This is a genomic window from Cellulomonas sp. SG140, assembly GCF_025770785.1.
GTDB lineage: Bacteria > Actinomycetota > Actinomycetes > Actinomycetales > Cellulomonadaceae > Cellulomonas.
In genome coordinates, this window is record NZ_JANZLA010000008.1 from 90,099 (window position 1) to 116,592 (window position 26,494).

The following is a 26,494-nucleotide window of genomic DNA, read 5'->3' on the forward strand; positions in this document are numbered from 1 at the left end:
CGCCCACCGCACCGTCCAGCCCTGGAGCCACCTCGGGCACCCGGGACAACACCGAGGAGACCCGCATGACGTCCGCCCGCACCACCCACCCCGGCCGGGGCACCCGCGCGCTGCGCATCGTGCTGCCGGCGGTGCTCGTGCTGGTGTGGCTGGCGATCGGCGGCATCGGTGGGCCGTACTTCGGCCGGATCGCCGAGGTGTCCTCCAACGAGCCGACGGCGTACCTGCCCACCAGCGCCCAGGCGACCCGGGTCCAGGAGCGGCTGCCGGAGTTCCTGGGCGGCGACACGATCCCGGCGGTGGTGCTGGTCACCGCGGGCTCCCCGCTGACCGACGCGCAGAAGACGCAGCTCGCCACCGTGCCGAAGGCCCTGGCCAGCATCCAGGGCGTGTCGGGCCAGCCGAGCCCCCCGATCGTGTCGCAGGACGGCACCGCGGCCCAGCTGTTCGTCCCGGTCAAGGCGTCCGCGGCCGTGGCGGACACGGTCGCCGCCATGCGGGCCGCGCTGCCCGGCCTGGTGCCGTCCGGCACCACCGCGTACGTCACCGGCCCAGCGGGGTTCACCGGCGACCTGGTGACGGCGTTCGGCGGGATCGACGGCATCCTGCTGCTGGTCGCCGTGCTGGCGGTGCTGGTGATCCTGGTGGTGGTGTACCGGTCGCCGCTGCTGCCGCTGGTGGTGCTGCTGACCAGCACGTTCGCGCTGACGGCCGCCCTGTTCACCGTGTGGTGGATCGCCAAGGCCGGGGTGTTCCCGCTGAGCGGCCAGACCCAGGGGATCCTGTTCATCCTGGTGATCGGCGCCGCCACCGACTACTCGCTGCTGTACGTCGCCCGCTACCGCGAGGCGCTGCGCGCCCACGAGCACCGGTGGGACGCGACGCGCGCGGCCCTGCGCGGGTCGTTCGAGCCGATCCTCGCCTCCGGTGGCACGGTGATCGCCGGCCTGCTGATGCTGGTGCTGTCCGACCTGCAGTCGAACCGGGCGCTGGGCCCGATCGCCGCGGTCGGCATCGTGTTCGCGATGCTCGCCGCGTTCACCCTGCTGCCGTCGCTGCTCCTGCTGCTGGGCCGGGCCGCGTTCTGGCCGCGCCGACCCCGGTACGCGCCCGACGCCGCCGGCGCCGACCCCGTGCCGACCCGTGGCCTGTGGGCGCGGGTCCCGCGGTTCGTGGTCCGGCGTGCCCGGCCGGTGTGGGTGGTCGGCGTGGTGGTGCTGCTGGCCGCGAGCGCCGGCATTCTGCAGCTGCGGGCGTCCGGCGTCCCCTCCAGCGACCTGGTGCTGGGCCACTCGGAGGCGCGCACCGGTCAGCAGGAGCTGGCCCAGCACTTCCCGGGCGGCTCCGGCAGCCCGGTGCAGGTGATCGTCGCCTCGGACCGGCTCCAGCCGACCGCCGCCACGCTCCTGGCCACGCCTGGTGTGCAGTCCGTGGCCGTGGTGAGCGCCGCCTCGCCGAGCGGTCAGGCGCCAGTGACGGCCGACGGTGTGCAGCCGGTGGTCCCCGGCACCCCGGCGCCCGCGCCGACGGTGGCGAACGGCGACGTGCTGCTCGAGGCGACCCTCACCGACGCGCCCGACTCGGCCGCCGCGGAGCGCACCGTCCGCCAGCTGCGCACCGCTCTCGGTGCGGATGCGCTGGTCGGCGGGGCGACGGCCACCGCGGTGGACTCGGACGACGCCTCCGTGCACGACCGGAACCTGATCATCCCGCTGGTCCTCGTGGTGATCCTGGTGATCCTGGTCCTGCTGCTGCGGGCTGTGGTCGCCCCGCTGCTGCTGGTCGGCACCGTGGTGCTGTCCTTCGGTGCGACCCTCGGCGTCTCGGCGCTGGTGTTCAACCACGTGCTGAAGCTGCCGGGCGCCGACCCCGCCGTGCCCCTGTTCGGCTTCGTCTTCCTGGTGGCCCTGGGCATCGACTACAACATCTTCCTCATGACCCGCGTGCGGGAGGAGGCGCTGCACGCCGGCGCTCGCACGGGCATGACGCGCGGCCTGGCGATCACCGGCGGCGTGATCACCTCCGCCGGCGTGGTGCTGGCCGCCACGTTCGCGGCGCTGGCGGTGATCCCCATCCTCTTCCTGCTGCAGCTGGCGTTCATCGTGGCGTTCGGCGTGCTGCTGGACACCGTGCTGGTGCGGTCGCTGCTGGTGCCGGCGCTGGGTCAGGAGCTGGGGCGGTCGATGTGGTGGCCGTCCCGCCGCATCACCGCCTGACCGCGCACCTGCCCCAGCCCGAGCGCTGCCGCCTCGACACCCGAGCCACCGCACGGCCCGCACCAGCGCGCCGAGCCTTGCCCCCACACGCGGACACTCCGACGCCCCCACACCCCAACGCCCCGAGCGAGATGAGCACTTTGACGCGAGATGAGCAGACCGAAGTGCTCATCTCGCGTCAAAGTGCTCATCTCGGCGCCGGCCGGGCGGGGCGCGGCCGGGCAGGGCGCGACCGTACGGTGTCCACCCGGGGCGGGTCGGGCGGGTGCGTTGTCGCCAGAACGTGTCAGGGTGCGGGTCACGCGCTCTGGCGCGAGTGTGGTGCGCAACCCGGCTGACCAGGGCGGTGAGGCAGATGGCACGCGCGCACGACGACGCCGACTCGCACGACGACGCGGACTCGCACGACGACGCCGAGCAGCGGCTCGGCAGCTACCGGTCCAAGCGCGACTTCCACCGCACGCCGGAGCCGTCCGGCAGCACCAGCCGGGACGCGTCTGCCGTCACGACACCTGATGCCGCGGCGTCCGCGCCCGCGACCACCGCGGCGCCCGAGGCCCGCCGGTTCGTCGTCCAGCGCCACCGCGCCCGCCGCCTGCACTACGACTTCCGCCTGGAGATGGACGGCGTTCTGGCCAGCTGGGCGGTGCCCAAGGGTCCGACCCTGGACCCCGGCGTCCGCCGGATGGCTGTGCACGTCGAGGACCACCCGATGGAGTACGAGCACTTCGAGGGCGTCATCCCCGCCGGCCAGTACGGCGGCGGCGACGTCATCGTGTGGGACGCCGGCACGTGGGAGCCGAACCCCGGCGAGGACCCGGTGGCAGCCGTCGCCGCCGGTGAGCTGCACGCGACGCTGCACGGCGAGCGGCTGCGCGGCACGTTCGTCCTGGTGCGCACGGGTGATGCGGGCGCCGGCGGCAAGGAGCAGTGGCTGCTGCTGCACAAGCACGACGAGTTCGCGTCCGACGGCTGGGACGCGGAGGACCACCCCACCTCGGTGCTGTCGGGCCGCACCAACGACCAGGTCGCCGCCGACCCGGACCGGCTGTGGCGCTCCGGCGTCCCCGCGGCCCAGGCGGAGGTCGACCTGCGCACCGTCGACCTGACCCGCCCGACGCCCGACGAGCTCGCCGAGCTCGACTCCCTCGGCACCGGCGGCACCTGGCACGTGCACGGCCGCGCGCTGAAGGTGACCAACCTCGACAAGGTGCTGTTCCCCGCGCTGCCCGGCCAGCAGCCGGTGACCAAGCGCGACCTGCTGCGCTACGCCGCCCGGATCGGCCCGGTGGTGCTCCCGTACCTCACCGGCCGGCCGCTCAACCTGCACCGCTACCCGCAGGGTGCCGACAAGCCGGGGTTCTGGCACAAGCAGCTGCCGGAGCACGCCCCCGACTGGCTGACCCGGTGGGACAACCCGGAGGCGGACGACGACGAGACGACGACCTACCTGGTGGTCGACGAGCCGGCGGCGCTCGTGTGGGCGGCCAACTTCGGCGGCCTGGAGTGGCACGCGTGGACCTCGACGACAGCACACCCGCACAACCCGTCGTACGCGATGGTCGACCTCGACCCGGGCACGTCCACGCGCTGGGAGGACCTGCTGGCGATGGCTCGTCTGCACCGGGACGCCTTCGCCCACCTCAAGGTGCGCGCCTACCCCAAGCTGACCGGCCGGCGCGGCATCCAGGTGTGGATCCCGATCGCGGAGGGCCCGTCGTTCGACGAGACCCGCGACTGGGTGGAACGGGTGTCCCGCACGGTCGGCGCGGTGATCCCGGACCTGGTCAGCTGGCGGTGGGAGGTCCGCGAGCGCGGCGGCAAGGCGCGCCTGGACTACACCCAGAACGCGATCAACAAGACGCTGGTCGCGCCGTACAGCCCACGCCCGGCGGCGGGCGCCCCGGTGTCGACACCGATCACCTGGGACGAGCTCGACGAGGACTGGCTGCGCCCCGACGCCTTCACCGTCCGCACGGTGCTCGACCGGATCGCCGAGCGCGGCGACCCGTTCCGCGGCGTCCTGCTGCACGACCAGACGCTGCCGCGGCTCGGCTAGACCGGGCTGCGCCCCGGCGCGCTCCACCCATCGAGATCGCGACGGCACGGACGTAGCCTCCCGTCATGGGACGGTCGGGGGTGGCGGCCCTGTCGAGCCTGCTGCTGGGCGGGCTCCTGCTCGCAGGCTGCACGGCCGGCGGCTCCACGCCGTCCGCGACCCGGGCGGCCGGTTCATCGTCGGCCGCGACATCGTCACCGCCCGCCGGCAGCACCGGCGCGCCGTCGCCGGCGGCGTCGCCCCTGCCGTCGGACGCTGGTTGCCGTACGGACTACTCGCCGGTGCCGCTGCCCACCTGGGCGCGGGGCGGCTTCACGCCGCCCGACCAGCCGGTGCCGTACGTGCTGAGCGACCGGGGCGACGTCGTCGCCATCCTCTGGGCCGACCACGACCCGCTGGTGGCCCCGCCGGTGGCCGGCCGGAACAACAAGATCCTCTGGGTCCCGCGGGTGGCCTCCCCCGTCGGGACACCTCTGCAGATCCGCGCCACCCTGACGGCCACCGGCACGACGGCCAACCGCACCGTCGAGAACGGTCTGGGACCGTCCACCATCGACCTGCCCGCGCCCGGCTGCTGGTCGCTCGACCTCACGTGGGGCGACCACCACGACCACCTCGAGCTCGCCTACGCCTCCGGGTGAGCGACTGTCGCGGGCGTCGTGCAGGCCACCGCTTGCCGTCCGACGTCCGGGTCTCCACGCTCGATGCAGGAGCACCGGTCGATTGACGGGAGGACGACGTGGACGCACCGGACGACGACCGGATCGCCCCTGTCCCGCTGGAGGGCCGCACCCCGATGACCACCGGCGGCTGGACCGCGCCGCCGGCGCTGCGCCGCTGGTCGTGGCTGGCCATCCTGGTGCTGGGCGTCGTGGCCTACGTGATCGTGCTGCGCACCATGGTCGCCACCCAGAACATCAACTTCTTCCCGTCGCTCCTGCTGATCGGCGCCATCACGGTGCCGATCAGCGTGCTGGTGTTCGCGGTCGAGGGCGGTCGCGTGCCACCGGTGCGCGTCCCGCTGGTGACGTTCGTCGCGATCGTCGGCGGTCTCGCGGGCACCGTCACCGCCGGGATCCTGGAGTACAGCGCCCTGCGGCGGCTCGGCACCGTGCCGATGACCACGGTCGGGCTGGCCGAGGAGTCGGCCAAGCTGCTCGTGCCCTTCCTCGTGTTCCTCGTCGTGCGCCCGCACGACCCCCGGCACGGCGTGGTGATCGGCATCGCGTCGGGGATGGGCTTCGCCACCCTGGAGACGATGGGGTACGGGTTCCAGACCCTGCTCGCCGCCCGGAGCATCGCGGCGGTGGACAGCACCCTGCTGCTGCGCGGCCTGCTGGCACCGGCGTGCCACATCGCCTGGACCGGCATGGTGGTGGCGATGCTGTGGCGCATCCCGTCAGCGCCCCGCCGTGGGCGCGCCGTGCTGGCGTTCGTCGGCACGTTCGTCGCCGCCGTCCTGCTGCACGCCACCTGGGACGGCTCGACGTCCGTGGCGGTCCACCTGGTGATCGCCACCGCCGGCGTGGCGGTGCTGCTGTGGTTCGTCCACGTCGCCCACCGCCGGCGCCCCGCCGCCCCCACGCCCGTCCCGGTCGCGCTGCCGCGCGAGGGCTACGGCGTGGCGTGACCCCTGATGTGACCCGCGCGGGTGCACCCGCGCGCTCGACGCTCCCGTGGTGGCGCCGTCGTTAGGCTGCCCTCACCGTTGAGCGCCACCGGAGGTACCCGTGCCGTACGTCGTCGACTTCGTGAACGTCTCCACCGTCGGCCTCGAGTCCTCCCCGGTGGCGGACGCGCTCGCCGGCCTGCGCGCCAACGAGGCGCGCTACTTCCGCAACAAGTACCAGCACGTGTTCACCGTCGAGCCCGCCGCCGAGGCGCCCGACGCCGTCGACCGGGTCACGCGGATCCTGGCCGACGAGCGCGGCATCGTCATCGCCTCCCCCGCGCTCGAGGCGACCGACTTCGAGGTCGAGGGCATCCGCTGGACCTACGTGTTCTACAAGTCCGGCCTGTCGGTCAACGTGCTGTGGACGCTCGCCGATGCCGGCAAGCGCGCGGTCGGCTTCAAGCTGTCCGACGGCATGGACGTGCCGGACGAGCTGGGCGCCTTCAAGTTCGCCCGGCAGAGGTCGAAGCTGGCCGGCACCATCCGCGGCTCGTTCTTCGTCATCAAGGGCGAGTACTGACCCTGCGGCCACCCGCCCCGACGCCGGGCCGGATGCGTCCGCTGGCCACCGCCACACCGTGCGTTATGGTGGTCTAGACCACTCGCACCGGCGCGTCGCCGGACCACACCAACGGAGGTGCCCATGCCCGAACGCCGTGCCGTCGTCGCCATCGCCGAAGGCCTCCACGCCCGTCCCGCCGCCCTGTTCGTCAACCTCGCGGCGCAGCAGCCGGTCGCGGTCACCATCCGCAAGGCCGACGGCGACCCCGTCCCGGCCTCGAGCATCCTCTCGGTGATGGGCCTGGGCGCCGGCCCCGGCGACGAGGTGTTCCTCGCGAGCGACGACGAGGCTGCGGAGCCGTCGCTCGAGGCCCTGGTGCAGTACCTGGAGTCCGCCGGCTGAACCGCGGACCCGCACGACGACGCCCGGCCGGGGCAGCGGTCCCCGGCCGGGCGTTCGTCTGTGGCGACCCTCGCTAGGCGGTCGCGCCGCCCCCTGCCGGCGCGGCCGGCGCAGCGGTGGCCGTCTTCTTCACCGGCTCGTCGGCGGGCTGGTCGACCAGGATCGACATCGAGTCGGACGTCGCGTCGTCGTCCTCGCGGCCCGGGGTCCGCAGGTTCCACTTGGTGATCACCCAGCGGAACAGGAAGTAGTAGATCGCCCCGTAGATCAACCCGATGGGGATGATCCAGAGCGGCTTCTGCGCGATCCGGAAGTTCAGCAGGTAGTCGATCACCCCGGCGGAGAACCCGAACCCGTCGTGGATGCCGAGCCAGTTCACGATCGCGAGCGACGTGCCGGTCAGCAGCGCGTGGACCACGTAGAGCGGGTACGCGAGGAAGACGAAGGAGAACTCGAGCGGCTCGGTGACACCGGTGACGAACGAGACCAGCGCGGCAGAGCCCATGATGCCCGCGATCACCTTGCGCTTGCCGGGCTTGGCGGTGTGCACGAAGGCGAGGGCCGCGCCGGGCAGGGCGAACATCATGATCGGGAAGAAGCCGGTCATGAAGGTGCCGGCCGTGGGGTCGCCGTGCAGGAACCGCAGGATGTCACCGTTCCAGACCTTGCCGCTCGGGTCGGTGTACGAGCCGAACTGGAACCACGGCAGCGAGTTGAGCAGGTGGTGCAGCCCGATCGGGACGAGGAGGCGGTTGGCGGTGCCGTAGACGAACGCCCCGAGGATCGTGGAGCCGGTGACCCAGGAGCCGACGGCCGTGAGGCCGGAGTCGAACCACTTGTAGACCAGGGCGGCGATCACCGCGACGACCACCGAGGCGCCAGCGGTGACGATCGGCACGAACCGTCGCCCGCCGAAGAAGGCGAGGTACGGCGGCAGCTTGATCCTCGAGTACCGCTGGAACATCAAGGCGGCGACCAGACCGATCACGATGCCGCCGAGGACGCCGTAGTTGATCAGCTCCTGCTTCGCGTCGCCGGTGGGCTTGCCCAGCACGTAGGGCGACAGAGCGTCGGTGACACCCTTGAAGACGAGGTACCCGATCACCGCCGCGAGGCCGGTGGACCCGTCGGACTTGCGGGCGTACCCGACGGCGACACCGATCGCGAACAGCAGCGCCAGGTTGGCGAACAGCGCGTTGCCCGCCGCTCCCAGCACGTCGGCCACCGGCTGCAGCCAGGTGGCGTGCTTGCCGAGCCCGTCGGCACCGAGCATGTCCGCCTGGCCGAGCCGGAGCAGCAGCGCCGCGGCCGGCAGGGAGGCGATCGGCAGCATGAGCGATCGGCCGACGCGCTGCAGCTGCGCGAGGCCGGGGATCCCGCGCTTCTCGCGGGTCGCAGGTGCGGTGGTGGCTGTCATGACAGGTGCACTCCTCGTCGTGTGCTCGTCATCGTGTGCATGTCGTTGCGTGCGGCTGTGCGGGTGGCCGGTCGCACCGGCGGTCCGTCGTCGGCGACGGGACACTCGTCCGGACTAGTGCGCTAGATGTCTGGACCAGTTGCCCGCAACCATGATGGAATGGCGCGCACGGTGTCAAGAGCGGCAGGCTTCGCACCGTCTGGACCAGTCGCGACGAGGGGACGAGGGTGGGTCGCTCCGTTCTGAAGTACGTGCGGGTGCGCGACTACCTGCGCTCCCTGGTCACCCACGAGCTCGCGCCGGGTGACGCCATCCCCTCCGAGCGCATCCTGTGCGACCAGTTCGGCGTCTCGCGCATGACCGTGCGGCAGGCGGTCGACGCGCTCGTCGTGGAGGGTCTGCTGGCCCGCGAGCAGGGCCGCGGCACGTTCGTCGCCCCCACCAAGGTCGACCTCGAGGTGCGCCTGGCGTCCTTCGGCGAGGAGATGCAGCGCCGCGGCATGGAACCGGCGTCCAAGGTGCTGTCCGCCGAGGTGGTCGCCGCCACGCCGGACATCGCCGACGCGCTGGACATCCTGCCTGGTGAGCGCGTGTTCTCCCTGCACCGGGTGCGCCTGGCCGACGGTGAGCCGATGGCCATCGAGCAGTCGTGGCTGCCGTGCCAGCTGGTGCCCGGCTTCTTCGACGGCCCGCTGCCGGACAGCATCTACGGCGAGCTGCGCCGCCGCGGCCTGGAGCCGGACTGGGGTGAGGACGTGGTCTCGGCCGCGGACGTCGACGCCGGCGAGGCGGAGCTGCTCGGCGTCCCTCCCGGGCGTGCCGTGCTGCGCGTCACCCGGCGGACCTTCGCGGGCGAGACCGCCTGCGTGTACTCACGGTCGACCTACCGGGCCGACCGTTACGTGCTCTGGGTGCCGCTGCGTGCACCGAAGCCGGCGCTGACCCCCAAGCGCGGCGCGGCGGAGCGAGCGGCACAACCTGCGACGGCGGAGGTCCTGTCATGAGCGAGGGCAGTGTGGGCAGGGACGACCGGCGGTACGGCGAGCGGGCGCAGGCGGCGGAGATCCTCGCCGCGCTCGGCGGCGTGGGCAACATCATCGAGATCGAGCCCTGCACCACCCGCCTGCGGTCGGAGGTGCACGAGACCGCGGCGGTGGACGTCAAGGCGCTGCGCACGGCCGGCGCGCACGGCGTGATGATCTCCGGCCACGTGGTGCAGGTGGTGATGGGGCCGAACGTCGACATCATCGCGTCGGACCTCGAAGAGCTGCTCTGAACAGTCCGGACAGGCGGCCCACGGCCGTGGTCACCAGCAAGTCGGTCAGCAAGGAGATCGAGATGAGCAAGGCGGAGAACATCCTCGCGGCGCTCGGCGGGGCGGACAACCTCGTCGAGCTGGAGCCGTGCATCACCCGGCTGCGCGTCGAGGTGGTCGACCCGTCGCTGGTCGACGAGGCGGCGCTGAAGGCCAACGGCAGCTACGGCGTGGTGCGGTCCGGCAACGCGGTGCAGGTGGTCGTCGGCCCCGAGGCGGACACGCTCGCCTCCGAGATCGGGGACCTGCGCTGATGTCGGAGCCCCTGACGGTGCTCGCACCGGTCACCGGCGTGGTGCGCGCGATGGCGGACGTGCCGGACCCGGTGTTCGGCGGCGAGCTCGTCGGGCCCGGCCTGGCGATCGACCCCGTCCGGGACGGCGTGGTCGAGGCGATCGCGCCGATCGACGGCACCATCGTCAAGCTGCACGCCCACGCCTTCGTCGTCACCGCGGACGCGCAGCACTCGGCGCTGGTGCATCTCGGGCTGGACACGGTGCAGCTCGGCGGTGCCGGCTTCACGCTGCACGCCAAGGAGGGCGACGTGGTGAAGGCCGGCGACGTGGTGGTCAGCTGGAACCCGGCCGAGGTCGAGGCCGGCGGACGCTCCCCGATGTGCCCGGTGGTCGCGCTCGACGCCAAGCGGGAGGCCCTGACCGAACTGGTCGGCGCGGGTGCGGAGATCCGGTCCGGGGCGGCGCTGTTCGAGTGGAACTGAGCCCCGAACCGGTCGCTGCCCGGCTGGCCCCTCGGCTCGCGCAGCCCGGGGCGGGTCTGCTGGTCGACCTCGACGGCACGTTGGTGCTCACCGAGCCCGCCAACCGGCAGGCGTACCGGCTCTACTTCGCGCGCCGCGGCTGGGAGGTGCACGACGACGTGGTCCGCGCGTTCGCCGGTCGCCGCGCGCACGAGGTGTTCGCGAGCCTGGCCGGCCCGTGGGGCGACGAGGACCCCGAGCGGCTGCGGCAGGACGTGCTCGACGTGCTCGCGACGCTCGACGTCCGGCCCGAGGCGGTCCCCGGTGCCGCCCGGCTGCTCACCGGCTGCGTGTCGCGCGGTGTCCCCGTCGCCGTCGTCACGTCCGCCGGGCGCGACTGGACCCTGGCGGCGCTGGAGCGGCTGCACGTCGACCCGACCGGCATCGCCCTGGTCACAGCCGAGGACTGCACGTGCGGCAAGCCGGACCCCGAGCCGTTCCGGCGCGGCGCACAGCTGCTGGGCCTCGACCCGGCCGGCCTCGCGGCGGTCGAGGACACCCCTGCGGGCATCGCCTCGGCGCGGCAGGCTGGTGTCGGCCTGGTGATCGGGGTGACCACGGGCCATCCGTCCGAGCACCTGCGTGCCGCCGGTGCCGACCAGACCGTCCCCGACCTCACGGAGCTGGCCGACGCCGTCGCCCGCATCCCGACCGAGGAGCCCAGCGCATGACCACCCTCCCTGCCTCCGTCCGGCTCGACACCAGCGGCCCGCTGCCGATGCTGCACGTCGACGGACCCGACGGCTGGGCCGCGATCTCGTTGCACGGCGCCCACGTCACCGCCTGGGGGCCGCACGGTCAGCCGCCCGCGCTGTGGCTGAGCTCGCTGAGCCGGTTCACCCCCGACTCGGCGATCCGCGGAGGCATCCCCGTCTGCTTCCCGTGGTTCGGTCCGCTGGCCGACCATCCGGACGCCCCGCGGCACGGGTTCGCCCGCACGGCCCTGTGGACGCTGGACGGTGCGGACGACGACGGCACCGACGTCACCGTCCGACTGTCGCTGCGCGACTCGGACCGGACTCGGACCTCCGCCTGGCCGCACCCCTTCTCGGCGGTGTGCACGGTGGTGGTCGGCGCCCGCCTGACGGTCGCTCTCGAGGTGACCAACACCGGCGACCGGCCGTTCCGCTACGAGGAGGCGCTGCACACCTACCTCGCCGTCACCGACGTCACCACCGCTGAGGTGACCGGCCTCGAGGACATCCCGTACGTCGACAAGACGGCCGACGGTGCCGAGCGCCCCGGCGACCCGGACGCCCTGCGCCTGACCGGCGAGACCGACCGGATCTACCCGGGTGCTCTGAAGCCGGTGATGGTGGTCGACGCCGGAGGCCGGTGGACCCAGGTGACCAAGCGCGGGTCGGCCAGCACGGTCGTGTGGAACCCCTGGCAGGACGGCGCCCGGGCCACGGCCGACATCGACGACGACGGCTGGACGACGATGCTCTGCGTCGAGGCGGCCAACGTCGGCCCCGCCGCCGTCGAGCTCGCCCCTGGCGAGCGCCACACCCTCAGCACCACGATCGAGACGAGCGTCGTCCCGACGGCCACCACGGAGGTCTGACACCCGCATGTCCGAGCACCTGTCCGAGCACAGCGCACCGACGTTCCTTCGCGGCCGCGTCGTCACCCCGGCGGAGGTGATCGCCGACGGCCTCGTCGTGCTGCGCGACGGCCTGATCGCCTGGGTCGGGGAGGCGGCGGGGGCCGCCGCGGCCGGCTGGTCCGACGTCCCGGAGGCGGACGCGAACCCCGCCACGCTGCTTCCCGGGCTGGTGGACGTGCACGACCACGGCGGCGGCGGCGCCAGCTTCCCGGACTCGGCCACGGCCGAGGAGGCGATGGTGGCGGTCCGCGAGCACCGCGCCCACGGGACGACGACGCTGGTCGCCTCCCTGGTCACGGCCGCGCCGGAGACGTTGCGGCAGCGCGTCGAGGTGCTGGCGGGGCTGGCCGACGCCGGGGAGATCGCCGGCATCCACCTCGAGGGGCCGTTCGTCTCCACCGTGCGCTGCGGCGCGCAGGACCCGGAGCTGATCCAGGCGCCGGACGCCGACCTGACCTCCGAGCTGGCGAAGCTGGCCGGCGGGCACCTGGTCACCATGACGGTGGCGCCGGAGCTGGCCGGCGTGCCGGGCGACGGCGGGGTGGTCGACGCGCTGATCAGCAACGGTGCGCTGCCGAGCTTCGGGCACACCGACGCCAGCTGGGCGCAGACGACGGCGGCGCTCGACGACGCGCGACGGCGGCTGGCAGCCGGGCCGGCACGGTCCGGACGTCCGACGGTGACGCACCTGTTCAACGGCATGAGGCCGCTCGACCACCGCAACCCCGGGCCGATCCCGGCCTACCTGCTCGCGGCGGCGCGCGGCGAGGCGGTGCTCGAGCTGATCGGTGACGGCACGCACGTCGCGCCGGAGCTGGTGACCAGCATCATCGGCCTGGTCGGTGCCGACAACGTCGCGCTGGTGACCGATGCGATGGCCGCCGCCGGCATGCCGGACGGCGCCTACCGGCTCGGCTCCCTGGACGTCTCGGTGGAGCACGGCGTCGCGCGGCTGGCCCACGGAGGGTCGATCGCGGGCGGAACGGCGCACCTGCTCGACGTGGTGCGCACCACCGTGGCGGGCGGCGTGCCGCTGGTCGACGCGGTGCGCGCGGCGGCCACCACGCCGGCGACCGTGCTGGGCGACCCGTCGGTGGGCGCGCTCGAGGCGGGCCGCCGGGCCGATGTCGTCGTGGTCGACGACCACCTGCGGCCCATCACCGTCTGGCGCGCGGGCGTCGTCGTCACCCCCTGACCGGGCCACCCCTCCCCTAGAGCAGAGAGAGACCTGCCATGGAAGTCGTCATCGCCGCTCCCGACGAGCTGGCCGGGCTGGCCGCCGACGCGATCGAGCAGCTGCTGGCCGCCAAGCCGACCGCCGTGCTCGGCCTGGCCACGGGGTCGAGCCCGCTGGGCATCTACGACGAGCTGGTGCGGCGGTACCAGGCCGGCCGGATCTCCTTCGCGCAGGCCCGCGGCTTCACGCTCGACGAGTACGTGGGCCTGCCGGCCGACCACCCGGAGAGCTACCGCAACGTGATCGACCGGGAGATCGTGTCCCGCGTCGACTTCGCCCCCGGCGCCGTGCGGGGTCCGGACGGGCTGGCGGCCGACGTCGTCACCTCCTGCGCCGAGTACGAGGCGGCCATCGTCGCCGCGGGCGGTGTCGACCTGCAGATCCTCGGCATCGGCTCCGACGGGCACATCGGGTTCAACGAACCGGGGTCGTCACTGGCCTCGCGGACGCGCATCAAGACGCTGACCGAGCAGACCCGCGGCGACAACGCACGGTTCTTCGGCGGGGACATCGACCTGGTGCCGCGGCACTGCCTGACCCAGGGGCTGGCGACGATCATGTCCGCGCGGCACGTCGTGCTGATCGCCACCGGGTACGCCAAGGCGGAGGCGGTGCACCACCTGGTCGAGGGGCCGGTCAGCGCGATGTGGCCGGGGACTGTGCTGCAGCACCACCCGCACGTGAGCGTGCTGGTGGACCCGGCGGCGGCCGGTCGGCTGCAGCTGGCCGACTACTTCCGCAGCACGTACGCGGCGAAGCCGGAGTGGCAGGGACTCTGACCGGCGGCGCGATGCCCGGTAGCGGGATGCCCGGTAGCGGGACGCCCGGCGCCGCGGCTCAGTGCCGCAGGGCGTGCTCCCGGTAGCGGTCGGCCACCGGGTTCTGCACGCGCTGCAGGCCGTCCGGGCTCTCCACCAGGTCGTACAAGCCCATCGTCAGCAGGTGGTCGGCGCGCGGCCGGTCGGTGTGCCGCCACGTCCACTCGTACATGTCGAACAGCGGCCACCACGTGTACCCGACGAGGTTCACGCCCTCGTCGCGCAGCGTGTCGGCCAGTGCGACGGACTCGTCCAGCCACTGCAGCCGCTCGGCCACCGTCGCGGTCACGCACGTCTCGGTGATCATCACCGGGGCGCCGTACCGCTCGGCGTACGCCAGCACCGCCTCGCGCAGCCCGTCGGTCCCCCGGTCCACGCTGGGCCGCGGGTCGGAGAAGCCGCCGACGTGCCGCACCCCCGCCTCGAACAGCTCGGTGGAGTGCCGGGGGTAGTAGTTGACCCCCATCACGTCCGGCTGCACGGCGTTGGCGGCGAACCACGCGAGCTCGTCGTCGCTCGTCGCGGCCGCCACCAAGGCCCGCAGCGGGTGCGCGTCGTCCACCCGCCCGGTGACCAGGTCCTCGACCAGGTGCACCTGGTGCCGCAGCCGCGTCGCCTCGTCCTGGTGCTCCGGCGCACGGTGGTCGACGACGAAGCTCATCGCCGCGTCGACGTGCACGAACGTCGACCCCGGCCCGGCGATCTCCCGGATCGCCTGCTGCGTCCCGACGAACCCGCGGGCGATGTTCAGCGCCACAGTCGCGAACCCGTCGGCACCGGTCAGGTAGGGCGGCCAGTAGCCGTACTCGCCGCAGAACAGGGCGTGCACCGTGGGCTCGTTCACGGGCGTCCAGTCGCTGACCCGGTCGCCGAACCGCTCCGCGATCCGCTGCGCGTACTCGGCGACGTGCTTCGGGTAGTCGGGATTGGCGAACTGCTCGTCCAGCCACAACGGGGTGCCGTAGTGCAGCAGGTCGACGATCGGCCGCAGCCCGGCGCCGAGCAGCGCGTCCACGGCACGGTCGGTCCACGACCAGTCCCAGCTGCCGCGCTCGGGGTTCACCCGGTACCACGGCACGCCCCAGCGCAGCAGGTCCGCACCGGCATCCGCCGCGAGCGCGAAGTCGGCGGCGTACCGCCGGTCATGCTCGGTGAGCACGTACTCGTCGATCGCCCGCTCCCCCGGCCGGCTCTGCGGCACGAAGGTGTCCTCGATGCCCAGTGCGAAGTGCAGCCGTCCGTCGGCGAACCAGCGGGCGCTCACTTGAGCCCCGTGGTGGCGACGGACTCGATGAAGCGGCGCTGCATGAGGAGGAACAGCACCGCGAGCGGCAGCACGGCGATCAGCGAGCCGGCCATCATCGTGCCGTAGGGCACGATCCCGCTCGGTCCCGTGAGCAGCGTCAGCCCCGAGGTGATGGTGCCCATCTCCGGCGTGGTGGTGAACACGAGCGGCCACAGCAGGTCGTTCCAGTTGTTCACGAACGTGAAGATCGCCAGCGTCATCAGCGCCGGGACGGCGTTGGGCAGCACAATCGAGCGGAAAATGCGCAGCTCGCTGGCGCCGTCGATCCGGGCGGCGCTGTCCAGGTCTCGCGGCAGCGAGACGAAGAACTGCCGCAGGAAGAAGATCCCGAACGCGTCGGCCGCCCGCGGCACGATCATCCCCGCGAAGGTGTTCACCCAGCCGAGGTGCGCCACCAGCTGGTAGACGGGGATCAGCGTCGCCTGGAACGGGATCATCAGGCTCGCGACGATCGCCACCAGCAGCACGCGGTTGCCGCGGAAGTCGAGCCGCGCCAGCGCGTAGGCGGCCAGCGAGTCGAAGACCAGGGCGAACGCGGTGACCCCGCCGGCGAACACGAAGCTGTTCAGGCACAGCCGCGCGAACGGCAGGTCGGTGAAGATGCGGCCGAAGTTGGCCAACGTCCACGAGCCCGGCAGCAGGGTGGGCGGGAACGCGTTGATCTCCGCGGTCGGCTTGAACGCCGTGAAGACGATCACCAGGACGGGCAGCAGCACCAGCAGCGTGAGCACGGTGACGGCGGCGAGGACGAGCCAGCGCGAGGCGGCGCGGCTGGGCTGGAGCCGGCTGAACCGGCGCTGGGAGGACGTGACAGCGCTCATCAGGCGACGTCCTTCTCACGCTTGCCGAAGAACCGGAGCTGGACCAGGGAGAGGATCAGCGTGACCAGCAGCAGCACGTAGGACAGCGCCGTCGCCATGCCGAGGTCGAGCTTCTTGAAGCCCTCCTGGTAGATCTCCATGACCACCGTCTGGGTGCTGCGGTAGGGGCCGCCGCTTGTCATCACGTAGATCTGGTCGAACGCCTGCAGGGCCGCGATCATCGCGAACACGACGACGAAGGTCAGGGTGCTGCTCAGCTGCGGCAGCGTGACGTTCCAGAACCGCCGCCAGGCGCCGGCACCGTCGAGCTTGGCCGCCTCGTACAGCGCCACCGGGATCTCCTGCAGACCGGCGATGAAGATGACCATGTAGAAGCCGACGTTCTTCCAGACGGCGACGAGCACCACGGTGGGCATCGCCCAGGTCGGGTCCTGCAGCACGTTGCCCACGTGCAGGCCGAGCCCGCGCAACCAGTAGGTCAGCAGGCCGATCTGCGGGTCGAGCAGGTAGCTCCACGCGAACGCCGCCACGGCCAGCGACACGATGAACGGCACGAACAACGCCGTGCGGAACACGTTGCGGCCGATCAGCGAGCGGGTGGTCAGCAGCAGGGCCAGCGCCAGCGCGCCGACCAGGGCCACCGGCGTGAACATCACGGTGTACAGCGCCGTGCTGCCGAGCGTCGCGAGGATCTTGTGGTCCGTGAAGATGCGGACGTAGTTCGCCAGGCCCACCCAGGTCTCGGCGCCGAAGCCGCTGGCGTCCGTGAACGACAGGCGCAGCGCCGACACCATCGGCCAGGCGACGAACGCGAGCAGGATCACCAGCGCCGGCGCCATGAACAGCACGGCGACGCGGGTCTGGTGCCCGGCGGCGACCGGTCGACCGCCGAGCGGTGCGGGTGCCCGGTAGGACACCCGTGGACCGCGGGTGCGGGTGGATGTGGCCATGGTGGTTCTCCTGGGGAGGGGCGGTGGCCGCCGGCCCGTCGTCGTCAGGACGACGGCCACCGCGGGTGCGTCGGCTCAGCCGGCCAGCGACTGCTGGACAGCGGTGGAGGCGGTCTTCAGCAGACCGGCGGGGTCTCCTCCGGCCAACGCCTTCTGGGTGGCCTCGTCCACCGACTTGAGGATGTCGCTGCTGGTGGCCACGCCGGGCAGCAGCGGCTTGGCCGTGCCGGCGATCTCGGTCAGCGACGCGACGACGGGGTTGGAGGACACGGCGCTCGACGGGATGTCGGTGCGCAGCGGGGGCCAGCCGGAGCCGAGCGACCACTGCGTGGCGACGTCCTTGGAGAACAGGTAGTCGAAGAACTTCTCGGCAGCGGCCTTCTTCGCCGCACCGGCCTGCGCCGTGACGGCCGCGGAGATGCCGATGGCCGAGGCGCCCTGACCCTTCGGACCGGCAGGGATGCCCGCGATGCCGTAGTCGATCTTGTTCTCGGTGGCGACGCTCGCCATCCACGGGCCGCCGATCTCCATCGCGGCCTTGCCGGAGGAGAACAGCTTGTCCGAGGCCACGCCGTCCAGGCCGGTGGGCGAGATCTTGTCCTGCGTGACGGCCTTGGCCCAGTAGGTCAGCGTCTGGACGTTGGCGTCGGAGTCGACCACGGACTTCGTGCCGTCCACCAGGGCGCCGCCGTTGCCGTAGAACAGGCTGGCCCACACGCCGTTGCCGACGGTGGCGTGGTCCGGCAGCGCGAGCCCGTACTGCTCCGGCGTGCCGTCGCCGTTCTGGTCGACCGTCAGCTTCTTGGCGTCGGCCACCCACTCGTCCCAGGTGGTGGGGAAGGTGGTGATGCCGGCCTTGGCGAACAGGGCCTTGTTGTAGATCACGGACAGGGGGACGAAGCCGGTGGGGACGCCGTAGTAGGAGCCGTTCACCTTCTCCATCTCGACGGCGTTGGGGTTCAGCGACGCGCTCTTGGTGGTGGCGCTGGAGTAGAAGTCGTCGAGCTTGGCGAAGGCGCCCTTGGCGGCGTAGACCGGCAGGTTCTCCGCGGGCAGGGCGACGATGTCCGGCCCCTGCTTGGCGGAGAGGGCGGGGAGCAGGGTGTCGCCGATGACGGCCCAGGTCTTGGTCGTCGTGGTGATCTTGACGCCGCTCTGGGACGCGTTGAAGTCCTGGACGATCTTGTCGAGGACCTTGCCGTCGGCCTCGGTGTAGCCGTGCCAGAAGGTCAGGCTGACGGGACCGGCAGAGGCGGTGCTGGACGAGCTGGCCGGGCCGGAGCACCCCGTGAGTGCGAGAGCCGCACCGAGGGTGACGACCGCGAGTGTCGCGACGGTGTTCTTCATCGAAGGCCTCTCTCGGATCGACCACTTCGTCGATCGTCGGGTTTACAACGTTGCAATTGCAACGTTTGAACGGGACTGTAGCCACCGCCTCGGGAGGTGTCAACGGAGCGCCGCGACGCTGCGCGGTCGAGCTGCTCCTCATCGTCACGCGGGCGAGCCGCTCCCGCATGTCACCTGCGATGCAGAGCCGGCCACGGTCGGCGACGGACCGCCGTCCAGGCGACGATGTCGGTCGGCGATCCGGTGCCACTGATGCTTGCAACGTTATAACCTCTGGGCGTGGCAGACAGCACCCGAGCCGGAGACGGCGCCCCGACCCTGCACGACGTCGCGGCCGCCGCGGGGGTCTCCTTCTCCACCGTCTCCAACGTGATCCGCAACCACCCGCACGTGCGCGAGTCCACGCGCCAGCGGGTGATGGACGCGATCGCGGCGGTCGGCTACCGACCCAACCTCGTCGCGCGGAACCTGCGCTCCGGGCGCAGCGGCGTGATCGGGCTGGCGGTGCCCGAGCTGAACCAGTCGTACTTCGCGCAGCTGGCAGACGACGTGATCCGCGCGGCCGGCGCCGAGGGCTACGTGGTGCTGGTCGAGCAGACCGGCGGCCGCCGGGAACGGGAGCGCGAGCTGCTGCGCGACCCCCGCCTGGCCCTGACCGACGGCACCCTGATCAGCCCTCTCGGGCTCACCCGCGACGACGCGAAGGACATCGCGCTCGGCCGCCCTGTCGTCGTGCTCGGCCAGCCGCTGCTCGACGAGGCCGACCACCTGACCATGCAGCACGAGGCGGCGGCGCGCGCCGCCACCACGCACCTCATCGACGGCGGCCGCACGCGCATCGTGCTGCTCGGCGCCCACCCGGCCGAGCAGGGCACCACGGCCTCCCTACGCCGGGACGGGTACCGGGCGGCGCTCGAGGCGGCGGGGCTGCCGACGCCGGACGAGCTGGTGGTGCCCATCGAGGTGTGGGACCGGCACCACGGGGCGGCGGCGATGTGGGAGCTGCTGCGCTCCGGCACGGTGTTCGACGCGGTGTTCGCGATGAACGACGACCTGGCGCTCGGCGCGATGCGCGCCCTGCACGAGCGCGGCCTGCGCATGCCGGCGGACGTCGCCGTCATCGGGTTCGACGACATCGACGAGGGCCGCTACTCCTACCCCAGCCTGTCCACCGTCGACCCGGGTCGCCGGCAGATCGCCGAGCTGGCCGTCGCGATGCTGCTCGAACGGATCATGGGCACCACCGACGCTGCCCCCGGCCGCATGGTCGCGCCCGACTTCCGCATCGTCGTGCGGGAGTCCAGCACCGTCTGACCCGCCGCGCGTGACCTACGACAGGAGGGTCGGCTCACCCGGCGTCAGCACGAGCAGGCGGTCTGCGATACCGGCCGCGTCGAAGGCCGCCGCCACCTCGCCGACCCCCTCAGTGAAGTGCTCCCAGCCCTCGGCGTGCACCGGCACCACCACGGACGCGTCGAGCAGCGCGGCGACCCGCGCGGCCCGCTCCCCGTTCAGCGTCATCGGCTCCGGCCCGAACCGACCGACGTTGGCGGCGCCGACGAACAGCACGGCGACGTCCACCCGCCCGATGCGCGCGGCGATCTGCTCGACGACGTCCACACCGGCGTTGTCCCCCGACACGTAGACCGTCGGCAGACCCTCGCCCTGCAGCAGGAAGCCGGTGACGTCGCCGGACAGCGCCTCGGCACCGACCGGCCCGTGCCGGGCCGGCAGCGCGGTGACCGTCAGCGGGCCGACGGTCGTCTGCTCCCACGGCGCCAGGCCGGTGACGTGCTCGATGCGCCCTGCCGCGGCGGGTGTGGACAGCACCAGCGGGACGCGGTCCAGGAAGGCGCGGCCGGACACGTCGAGGTTGTCGAAGTGCTGGTCGTGGGACAGCAGCACGGCGTCGACCGGACCGAGGTCGTCGGGGCCGACGGCGGGGGCGGTCAGCTTGGTCAGCACCCGCGGCGCCTGGTAGGAGCGCGGTTCGTCGAAGGTCGGGTCGGTGAGCAGCGTGACGCCGCCCAGTCGGAGGAGCAGGGTCGGGCCGCCGACCAGCAGGGCCTCGACCGCCGAAGCGGATGACGTACGGGGTTCGGAGGTCACGTCGTGATTCTGCAGGCGGCCGCCCACGCTGTCGTGCGTCCGCTCGGCCAGCCGCCGGGCTTGGGCGGGCGACACGGTCCGGGTGCGTCGTCGCCACCGCCTCCGTACCGTCGAACGATGAGCCAACTCGCCCGAGCCGCCGACGCCGCCATCGGCTGGTACCAGCGCTCGATCTCGCCGCGGAAGGGCTGGTCGTGCGCGGCCCGGGTCGTCACGGGCGGCCCGTCGTGCTCGGCGGCGGCGCGGGAGGCCGTCCGCACCCGGGGCGCGCTCGGCGCCGTGCTGCCGACGCTGGCACAGCTGGCGCTCTGCTACCGCGCCGCGCTGATGATCACGCCGGCCCGCCTGCACGGCGAGGGCGTCTGCTGCTGCGGGCCTATCCCGGTCCCGTTCCGGTTCTGATCGGAACCGGGCGGTTCATCGCTGGCCGTGGTTGCTCAGCGGGTGGCCGGTCCCGTGCCGGTCAGCGTGTCCAGCAGGTGCTGGAGCTGGCTGCGCTGCGCGGCGTCCAGCGGGGCGAACAGCTCATCGAGCTCCTTCTCCACCACCCGGCCACCCTCGTCGAGCAGCCTGCGGCCCTCCGCCGTCAGCGCGTGGTGCAGGCGACGGCCTCCCCCCGAGCTGCGCTCGATCAGCCCCGCGCGCAGCAGCCGCGTCGAGAGCGTCGCGAACGCCTGGTCGCTCATGAACGTCATGCCGGCCAGCTCGTGTCCCGAGGCATCCGGGTTCGAGTCGATCGCGCGCAGCACGTCCCACTGCACCAGGCTCACGCCGACCGCGCGCAGGGCGGTGTCCATGGTCCGGTGGTCGCGCCACTGGGCGCGCTTGAGGCTCTGGCCGAGCCGCTGGAGGGACGTCTGCATGGCGCCGATCCTAGTCTCAACTTGTTTATCTCAACATGTTGACTTAGCGTCCTCGCGTGACCTCGCAGCCGAACCCGCCCGCAGGCATCGCCGATGCACCCGTAGCCCCGGCACTCCCCCGGCGCAGCACCGGCACGGTGCTCGCGCTGTGCATGTCGATGCTGGTGGCGTACTGGCCGTTCTCCGTGGCGACGGGTGCGCTCGCCCTCGTCGCACGCACCACGCACGCCACCGGCGCCACGCTCGCGTGGGTGCCCGACGCGTTCGCGACGGCGATCGCGGTCGCGGTGCTGCCGGCCGGCGCGCTGGTCGCCCGGCGCGGAGCAGCACAGGTGGTCCGCGTGGGACTCGCACTCACGGCCGCCGGTACGGTCGTGATGGCTGGCGGGCTGGTCGCTCCGCGGGCCGCACTGGGGGCGGCGTGGGTCGGCGAGGGTCTCGCCGGCGTCGGAGCGGCGCTCGCGATGACCGGCAGCCTGGTGGCCCTCAGCCGGATCCCCGGGGACGGTGCGGCGCGGGCACGACGGACGGCCGGCTGGTCCGCCGCCACGGTCGCCGGGCTGGGCACCGGACCGTTCCTGGTGGCGGCCGTGGTGCTGGTGGGCGACTGGCGGTTGGTCGCCGCGCCGGTCGTGCTCGGCGCTCTTGCCCTGGTCGCGGCGCTGCGGTCCGCCGGTGGGGACCCGGCTTCGGCCGGGCGACGCACACCCCTGGTCCCCACGGCGCTGTTCCGCAGTGCGACGTTCGACCTCGCCTCGCTCGGCGCCGGCGGTGTGCTGCTGGTGACCGTCGGCATCGTGGTGACCGTCGGGCTGTACCTGGACGGTCAGCACGTCGGCGCGCTCGGCGCCGCCACTCGGCTCGCCGCCTTCTTCGTCGCGAACGCGGTCGCCGGTCTGCTCGCCGGGCGCCTCGCCGCGCAGGTCCGGCCGGCCGCGCTCCTGGTATGCGGACTGGCCCTGGGGACGGTGGGCGCGCTCAGCCTGGCGACGCTGGACGACGGCCGGTTCGGCCCCGTGGCGCTACGCCTGCTGGTGATGGGCGCCGGCTGCGGGGTGGTCATGGCCACCTCCCCCGCGGTGGCGGTCGGCTCGGTCCCGGCCGCGCTGGTGCCGGCTGCCGGCGGCGTGAGCAACGCGATCCGCCAGACCGGCGCCGCCCTCGGGCCAATCGTCTTCGGCACCCTGCTGACCGCGGGCACGCTCCCCGCCCTCGTCGTCCACCGCGCCGGGCTGCTGGCCGCGGCCGTCCTCCTGCTGCTCACCCTCGCCTGCCTGCCGCTGCTCCGGTCCGCGGCGCCCCAGGCCTGATCGCCCCGCTCACCCACCCGACTGCTCACCCACCCGAGAGGAACCACCATGACCACCGACACGTCGACCACGCTGACCACCCACGACCTCCGCATCCAGCCCGACGTCGACCTCCGGCTGACCGAGGGCGGCACCGGCCGTCCGGTGCTCGTCCTGCACGGAGGTGGCGGCCTGCCCACCGTGCTGGTGCTCACCGCCCACCTCGCCGAGCACGCGCACGTGCTCGCGCCGACGCACCCGGGCTGGGACGGCGCACCCCGCCCGGAGACCATCGCGTCCGTCGCGGACCTCGCCGCGCTGTACGGCCGGCTGCTGCAGCAGCTCGACCTGCACGACGTAGTGGTGGTCGGCTCGTCGCTCGGCGGATGGATCGGTGCCGAGCTGGCGGCGCACGACGACGCCGGGCGGATCGCGCACCTGGTGCTGGTCGACGCCGTCGGGATCGACGTCCCCGGCGAGCCCATCACCGACTTCTTCGCGCTGGACGCCCGCGGCGTGGCCGAGCACAGCTTCCACGACGGCGAGCGCTTCTTCACCGACCCGGCCACGCTGCCGGCCGCGGAGCTGGCGCGCATGGGCGGCAACCGGAAGACGATGCAGGCCCTGGTGGCCGACCCGTACATGCACGACCCGTCGCTGCGGGCGCGGCTGGGCGACGTCACCGTCCCCACCACGGTGATCTGGGGCGCCAGCGACCGGATCGTCACACCCGCCTACGGCCGCGCCTACGCGGAGTCGTTCGGCAGCGGCGCTGCGTTCGTCGTCGTGCCCGACGCGGGGCACCTGCCGCACCTCGAGCAGCCGTCGGCCACGTACGCGGTGCTCGACCCGATCGTCGCGCCGCGCCGCTGACGACCCGCGTCCCCCTCAGGCCCCGGCGGAGCGCGCGCCGCCGTCCAGGGCGATCGCGAGCCACTCGCCGAGGCCGTCTCCCTCGAGCTGCTCGCGGGTGACCGACAGCCACGCGTCCCCCATGCGCCGACCGGTGCCCATCACCGCCGGCTCGGCGCCGGGCCGCGCGGACAGCTCCTCGCGCCGCGCCGGGTCGATCCGCACCAGGAGGTCCCCGTGGGGACGCGACGCCACGACCAGCCGGCCGTCCACCATGAACGAGATGCCGCCGAACATCGGCACCTCACGGACGTCGCGGCCGGCCAGCGCCGTCCTGATCCGGTCCACCACCTGCACCGCGGCCATCGCCAGCCCTCTCGCAGATCGGTCGTTGCCTGAAGATCGCCGCCTCTCCGGGCGATCGTCAAGGGGTGGGCGACGCCGTCCGGCTCTGACCCGGAGAACCGTCTGCTTCGTCGGCCCCAGGCGGTGAGCAGGTCCCTCGCCGTCCACGACCGAGCGAGCCGACCATCCTCGGCTTCACCCCGTGGGGCGCCTCTCGGTCACTACGGGTCCCGGTCCGAGCGAGACGCGCCACGCCGCGACGCCGTCGGCCGTGTCCACCAGCACTGCAAGGAGTCGTCCCGCCGTCTCGACCGTGGAGCGGCTCGACTCGGTACCCACCGGGACGCGCTGCCAGGACCACTGGACGCCGTCGCGCGACGTCCACAGGACCGGCCCGGAGTAGTCGGCGGTGTCGACCGAACCTCCTGCCACCCAACCGCTGTCGACGCGCACGGCCGCAGCCCGTTCCAGCCCGTGGTCGAGGAGCAGGTCGGGCGCGAAGGTCTTCAGGTCCGACGTCGTCCACATGCCACTGCGTCCGTCGACGGTCCCGGTCGCCCGGAAGCCGCCGTCCTGGACGGCGCACGAATCGAACTCCCCGCCCACGCTGTCGAGGCTGCCTGTGACCCACGGGCCACCGTCGCTGGACCACCAGGTCGCAGTCGAGACCCCAGCCTGAGTGAGAGTCCGTCCCACGGCGACGGTCCTGGTGCCGTCCGAGCAGAGGTCGTTCACCGTCGCTTCATGCGCGCCCTCGGCGAGGAGGCCCGTCGCGATGGCCGTCCACTGCACACCGTCGTTCGAGTGCCAGATCGTCTCGGGACGTGCCGAGTCGTAGGACGTGGTCGCGGCTTCCTGCGCGGCGATGTACCAGCCGGTGTCCAGGTGCTCCACCGCGGTCACGTGTCGGAACGTGCCGCCGTCGAAGCCGGTGGACGGCGCCCAGTCCGCGCCAGAGGTCTTGACCCACGCAAATCCTGGGAAGGCGCCATCGGTGTGCTTCGTGGCGGCCACAACGGTGGTGCCGGACTGCGGGTCTGCGGCACTCTTCACGTCGACGGAGCCGGGCAGGCCTGACGGGCCCCAGTCAACGGGCGCCAGTCCGTCGTCGGTCAGCTGCCCGTACCTCTGCACGGCGGAGGTGCTCCAGGACTCAGCGGTCTGCGTGAACCGCTGTGCGCCGACCGCGGTGTTGATCGCTCCGGCACCGGCCTCGACCATCGACGTCCGCATCGCGCTCGTCGCCGAGACGAGGTCCGTGGACGTGAAGTCGCCTGATTGCTCGGCCCACCGATACTCGCGCAGGCTTCGCGACCCACCACTCACCACCGCGGGAGCCGAGGAGCCGTCCGCCACTGCGAGCGAGCTTGGACCGATGGCCAGGGCTCGCGTGGTCGACCCGGTCTGCTGCCATCCACCCGACGTGCCTCGGCGCCAGAAGAAGATGTTGGGAAGGTCCGCCGGTGACACGGTGACATCGACCACGCCGGACACCTCGGTCGGGGCTCCGTACTGCGCATCGATGTCGGGGGCCGCCTTTCCGTTCCGACCGACCTCCAGAGCACTGTGCTCGTCGCTGGTCCAGCTCGCGCCGTCCTGGGTGGTCCATGCCCGCGGCCTGCGCGTGTCGCCCCCGACTCGTATGCCACCGGTGGCGACGAACGTCGTCGATGCCCAGACCACGCCGGCGATCGAGGACCCCTTGGGCGCCACCGAGGTGGGGCCCGTGAAGGTGGCTCCCTTGTCAGAGGACACGAACGACACGGGCGTCGGCAGCTCGCCGTCGGCACCGGCGGACAGGGTGACGAGGACTCTGAGATCGGGCGTCGCGTCCAGTCCGGTGATCGTCTGGCGGGACGTCGGGCCTGGCGCCGGGAGCGCAGCGCTCGTCCAGGTGCCCCTCGAGGTGTCGAGAACCGATACTCGCTGTGCACGACCCTGGAGCCCGTCGCCGGCGACGACGACGGTCTGAGCGTTCGGAACCGCCACCCGCGTGATGCGCGACGCCGCGACGTCGGCCGGCAGCGCCACCGAGCTCCACGCGCTCCGATCCCTCGAGGTCACCAGATACGAGGAGTAGTGCCCGTCCTGCCACGTCGTCCCCCCGATCGCAGTCAGACCAGCGCTCCCGTCGGCGCTGACGCCCACGACGTCCCCAGGAACGTCGGCCAGCGTCGTCGGACGCACCGACCCCTCGGTCGCCGCAGCCGTCCACACGGTGATGTGCCGCGGCCTGCCGACCGTTCCCATGGATGCGACGGTGAGCCGAGGAAGCGCGCCGACAGGGGCAACCACGGTGAAGTCCGAGACCCGTTCCGTCTCGTCGTTCCACGCACCCAGGTCCACTGAGGTGAACGTGGCGTCGCTACGGTGCGGCGCGGGCGCGGGCCGATTCGAGCACCCACTGAAGACCAGCACGAGGGCTGCCATCACGGCCAGCACGGCTCGCACGTCACGTCGACCTGGTTGATTCACTGCAGCCTCTCTCCCGGTGGAGGCGCAGAACACCCGCGTGGAGCGCCCCCGACCGGGACTGCTCCGTGACTGACCGCGTGCGCCGGGGCGCGACGCTAGCCGCTTTGTCCGAATTCGCGTCGCCCCGAGGCGTCGG

27 protein-coding genes are annotated in these 26,494 nt (G+C 72.7%); 18 read left to right on the plus strand and 9 right to left on the minus strand.

The genetic code is table 11. The features are described 5' to 3' along the window. Positions 1–65: 65 nt before the first annotated feature. The 6 genes from N0B34_RS14590 to N0B34_RS14615 all read left to right on the plus strand — a co-directional run bounded on the left by N0B34_RS14590 (position 66) and on the right by N0B34_RS14615 (position 6,851). The gene (locus N0B34_RS14590) at positions 66–2,216 is read left to right on the plus strand and encodes an MMPL family transporter (RefSeq protein WP_263732143.1); all 2,151 of its coding nucleotides are present in this window, start codon (positions 66–68) and stop codon (positions 2,214–2,216) included. A 355-nt stretch (positions 2,217–2,571) separates the two neighbouring features. Next, positions 2,572–4,275 carry a non-homologous end-joining DNA ligase gene (ligD, locus tag N0B34_RS14595; RefSeq protein WP_263732144.1) on the plus strand — a complete coding sequence of 568 codons (1,704 nt, stop codon included), beginning with the start codon at positions 2,572–2,574 and terminating at the stop codon, positions 4,273–4,275. Positions 4,276–4,340: 65 nt separating this feature from the next. Beyond that, the gene (locus tag N0B34_RS14600; protein ID WP_263732145.1) at positions 4,341–4,916 is read left to right on the plus strand and encodes a hypothetical protein; all 576 of its coding nucleotides are present in this window, start codon (positions 4,341–4,343) and stop codon (positions 4,914–4,916) included. A 98-nt stretch (positions 4,917–5,014) separates the two neighbouring features. After that, positions 5,015–5,905, plus strand: coding sequence for a PrsW family intramembrane metalloprotease (locus tag N0B34_RS14605; protein ID WP_263732146.1), 891 nt, complete (start codon positions 5,015–5,017; stop codon positions 5,903–5,905). 100 nt (positions 5,906–6,005) lie between these two features. Next, positions 6,006–6,467: a phage tail protein gene (locus N0B34_RS14610; protein ID WP_263732147.1), complete on the plus strand. Its 462-nt coding sequence runs from the start codon at positions 6,006–6,008 to the stop codon at positions 6,465–6,467. A gap of 123 nt (positions 6,468–6,590) precedes the next feature. Continuing rightward, a complete protein-coding gene (locus tag N0B34_RS14615) occupies positions 6,591–6,851 on the plus strand; it encodes an HPr family phosphocarrier protein (RefSeq protein ID WP_263732148.1) in 261 nt (86 codons plus the stop codon). A gap of 73 nt (positions 6,852–6,924) precedes the next feature. Here the strand turns inward: N0B34_RS14615 and N0B34_RS14620 are convergent, their stop codons facing one another. Beyond that, entirely contained in the window at positions 6,925–8,268 is a 1,344-nt protein-coding gene (locus N0B34_RS14620; RefSeq protein WP_263732149.1) for a PTS transporter subunit EIIC, read from the minus strand. A 227-nt stretch (positions 8,269–8,495) separates the two neighbouring features. On the opposite strand from N0B34_RS14620, the gene N0B34_RS14625 reads away from it, so the two are divergent. From N0B34_RS14625 to nagB, 8 genes are read left to right on the plus strand one after another with little or no spacing between them, the layout of a single operon-like run. After that, a complete protein-coding gene (locus N0B34_RS14625) occupies positions 8,496–9,272 on the plus strand; it encodes a GntR family transcriptional regulator (protein WP_263732150.1) in 777 nt (258 codons plus the stop codon). Further along, a complete protein-coding gene (locus tag N0B34_RS14630; RefSeq protein ID WP_263732151.1) occupies positions 9,269–9,544 on the plus strand; it encodes a PTS glucose/sucrose transporter subunit IIB in 276 nt (91 codons plus the stop codon). The genes N0B34_RS14625 and N0B34_RS14630 overlap by 4 nt, the downstream gene beginning before the upstream one ends. 26 nt (positions 9,545–9,570) lie before the next feature. Then, on the plus strand, positions 9,571–9,837 hold the full coding sequence (locus N0B34_RS14635) for a PTS glucose/sucrose transporter subunit IIB (protein WP_263732152.1): 267 nt from the start codon (positions 9,571–9,573) through the stop codon (positions 9,835–9,837). Continuing rightward, positions 9,837–10,301 (plus strand): PTS glucose transporter subunit IIA, encoded by a 465-nt coding sequence (locus tag N0B34_RS14640; protein ID WP_263732153.1) that lies wholly within the window; start codon positions 9,837–9,839, stop codon positions 10,299–10,301. The genes N0B34_RS14635 and N0B34_RS14640 overlap by 1 nt, the downstream gene beginning before the upstream one ends. Beyond that, positions 10,292–11,011, plus strand: a complete 720-nt coding sequence (locus tag N0B34_RS14645) for an HAD family hydrolase (protein ID WP_263732154.1) — start codon at positions 10,292–10,294, stop codon at positions 11,009–11,011. Before N0B34_RS14640 ends, N0B34_RS14645 begins: the two co-directional genes overlap by 10 nt. Then, positions 11,008–11,904, plus strand: a complete 897-nt coding sequence (locus tag N0B34_RS14650) for a D-hexose-6-phosphate mutarotase (RefSeq protein WP_263732155.1) — start codon at positions 11,008–11,010, stop codon at positions 11,902–11,904. The genes N0B34_RS14645 and N0B34_RS14650 overlap by 4 nt, the downstream gene beginning before the upstream one ends. Positions 11,905–11,911: 7 nt before the next feature. Continuing rightward, positions 11,912–13,141, plus strand: a complete 1,230-nt coding sequence (locus tag N0B34_RS14655; RefSeq protein ID WP_263732156.1) for an N-acetylglucosamine-6-phosphate deacetylase — start codon at positions 11,912–11,914, stop codon at positions 13,139–13,141. Positions 13,142–13,179: 38 nt separating this feature from the next. Beyond that, the gene (gene nagB / locus N0B34_RS14660; RefSeq protein WP_263732157.1) at positions 13,180–13,962 is read left to right on the plus strand and encodes a glucosamine-6-phosphate deaminase; all 783 of its coding nucleotides are present in this window, start codon (positions 13,180–13,182) and stop codon (positions 13,960–13,962) included. Positions 13,963–14,020: 58 nt separating this feature from the next. On the opposite strand, the gene N0B34_RS14665 is transcribed toward nagB, so the two are convergent. The 4 genes from N0B34_RS14665 to N0B34_RS14680 all read right to left on the minus strand — a co-directional run bounded on the left by N0B34_RS14665 (position 14,021) and on the right by N0B34_RS14680 (position 18,425). Next, the gene (locus N0B34_RS14665) at positions 14,021–15,265 is read right to left on the minus strand and encodes a family 1 glycosylhydrolase (RefSeq protein ID WP_263732158.1); all 1,245 of its coding nucleotides are present in this window, start codon (positions 15,263–15,265) and stop codon (positions 14,021–14,023) included. After that, a complete protein-coding gene (locus N0B34_RS14670; RefSeq protein WP_263732159.1) occupies positions 15,262–16,128 on the minus strand; it encodes a carbohydrate ABC transporter permease in 867 nt (288 codons plus the stop codon). The genes N0B34_RS14665 and N0B34_RS14670 overlap by 4 nt, the downstream gene beginning before the upstream one ends. Next, the gene (locus N0B34_RS14675) at positions 16,128–17,078 is read right to left on the minus strand and encodes a carbohydrate ABC transporter permease (protein ID WP_263732160.1); all 951 of its coding nucleotides are present in this window, start codon (positions 17,076–17,078) and stop codon (positions 16,128–16,130) included. Before N0B34_RS14675 ends, N0B34_RS14670 begins: the two co-directional genes overlap by 1 nt. Positions 17,079–17,153: 75 nt before the next feature. Then, positions 17,154–18,425 (minus strand): ABC transporter substrate-binding protein, encoded by a 1,272-nt coding sequence (locus N0B34_RS14680; protein ID WP_263732161.1) that lies wholly within the window; start codon positions 18,423–18,425, stop codon positions 17,154–17,156. 279 nt (positions 18,426–18,704) lie between these two features. Here N0B34_RS14680 and N0B34_RS14685 point away from each other — a divergent pair, with 279 nt between their 5' ends. Continuing rightward, on the plus strand, positions 18,705–19,739 hold the full coding sequence (locus N0B34_RS14685; RefSeq protein ID WP_263732162.1) for a LacI family DNA-binding transcriptional regulator: 1,035 nt from the start codon (positions 18,705–18,707) through the stop codon (positions 19,737–19,739). A 15-nt stretch (positions 19,740–19,754) separates the two neighbouring features. Here N0B34_RS14685 and N0B34_RS14690 read toward each other — a convergent pair whose 3' ends face one another. Beyond that, positions 19,755–20,534, minus strand: coding sequence for an MBL fold metallo-hydrolase (locus N0B34_RS14690; RefSeq protein WP_263732163.1), 780 nt, complete (start codon positions 20,532–20,534; stop codon positions 19,755–19,757). 117 nt (positions 20,535–20,651) lie between these two features. Here N0B34_RS14690 and yidD point away from each other — a divergent pair, with 117 nt between their 5' ends. Next, positions 20,652–20,936 (plus strand): membrane protein insertion efficiency factor YidD, encoded by a 285-nt coding sequence (gene yidD, locus N0B34_RS14695; protein ID WP_263732164.1) that lies wholly within the window; start codon positions 20,652–20,654, stop codon positions 20,934–20,936. Between the two features lie 35 nt (positions 20,937–20,971). On the opposite strand, the gene N0B34_RS14700 is transcribed toward yidD, so the two are convergent. Beyond that, positions 20,972–21,397, minus strand: coding sequence for a MarR family winged helix-turn-helix transcriptional regulator (locus tag N0B34_RS14700; protein WP_263732165.1), 426 nt, complete (start codon positions 21,395–21,397; stop codon positions 20,972–20,974). Between the two features lie 56 nt (positions 21,398–21,453). On the opposite strand from N0B34_RS14700, the gene N0B34_RS14705 reads away from it, so the two are divergent. Both N0B34_RS14705 and N0B34_RS14710 read left to right on the plus strand, forming a co-directional pair. After that, the gene (locus tag N0B34_RS14705) at positions 21,454–22,707 is read left to right on the plus strand and encodes an MFS transporter (RefSeq protein ID WP_263732166.1); all 1,254 of its coding nucleotides are present in this window, start codon (positions 21,454–21,456) and stop codon (positions 22,705–22,707) included. A 48-nt stretch (positions 22,708–22,755) separates the two neighbouring features. Next, positions 22,756–23,559 (plus strand): alpha/beta fold hydrolase, encoded by an 804-nt coding sequence (locus tag N0B34_RS14710; RefSeq protein ID WP_263732167.1) that lies wholly within the window; start codon positions 22,756–22,758, stop codon positions 23,557–23,559. A gap of 15 nt (positions 23,560–23,574) precedes the next feature. On the opposite strand, the gene N0B34_RS14715 is transcribed toward N0B34_RS14710, so the two are convergent. Both N0B34_RS14715 and N0B34_RS14720 read right to left on the minus strand, forming a co-directional pair. Further along, positions 23,575–23,904: a TfoX/Sxy family protein gene (locus N0B34_RS14715; protein WP_263732168.1), complete on the minus strand. Its 330-nt coding sequence runs from the start codon at positions 23,902–23,904 to the stop codon at positions 23,575–23,577. A 174-nt stretch (positions 23,905–24,078) separates the two neighbouring features. Next, a complete protein-coding gene (locus tag N0B34_RS14720; RefSeq protein ID WP_263732169.1) occupies positions 24,079–26,133 on the minus strand; it encodes a hypothetical protein in 2,055 nt (684 codons plus the stop codon). Between the last annotated feature and the right edge of the window lie 361 nt (positions 26,134–26,494).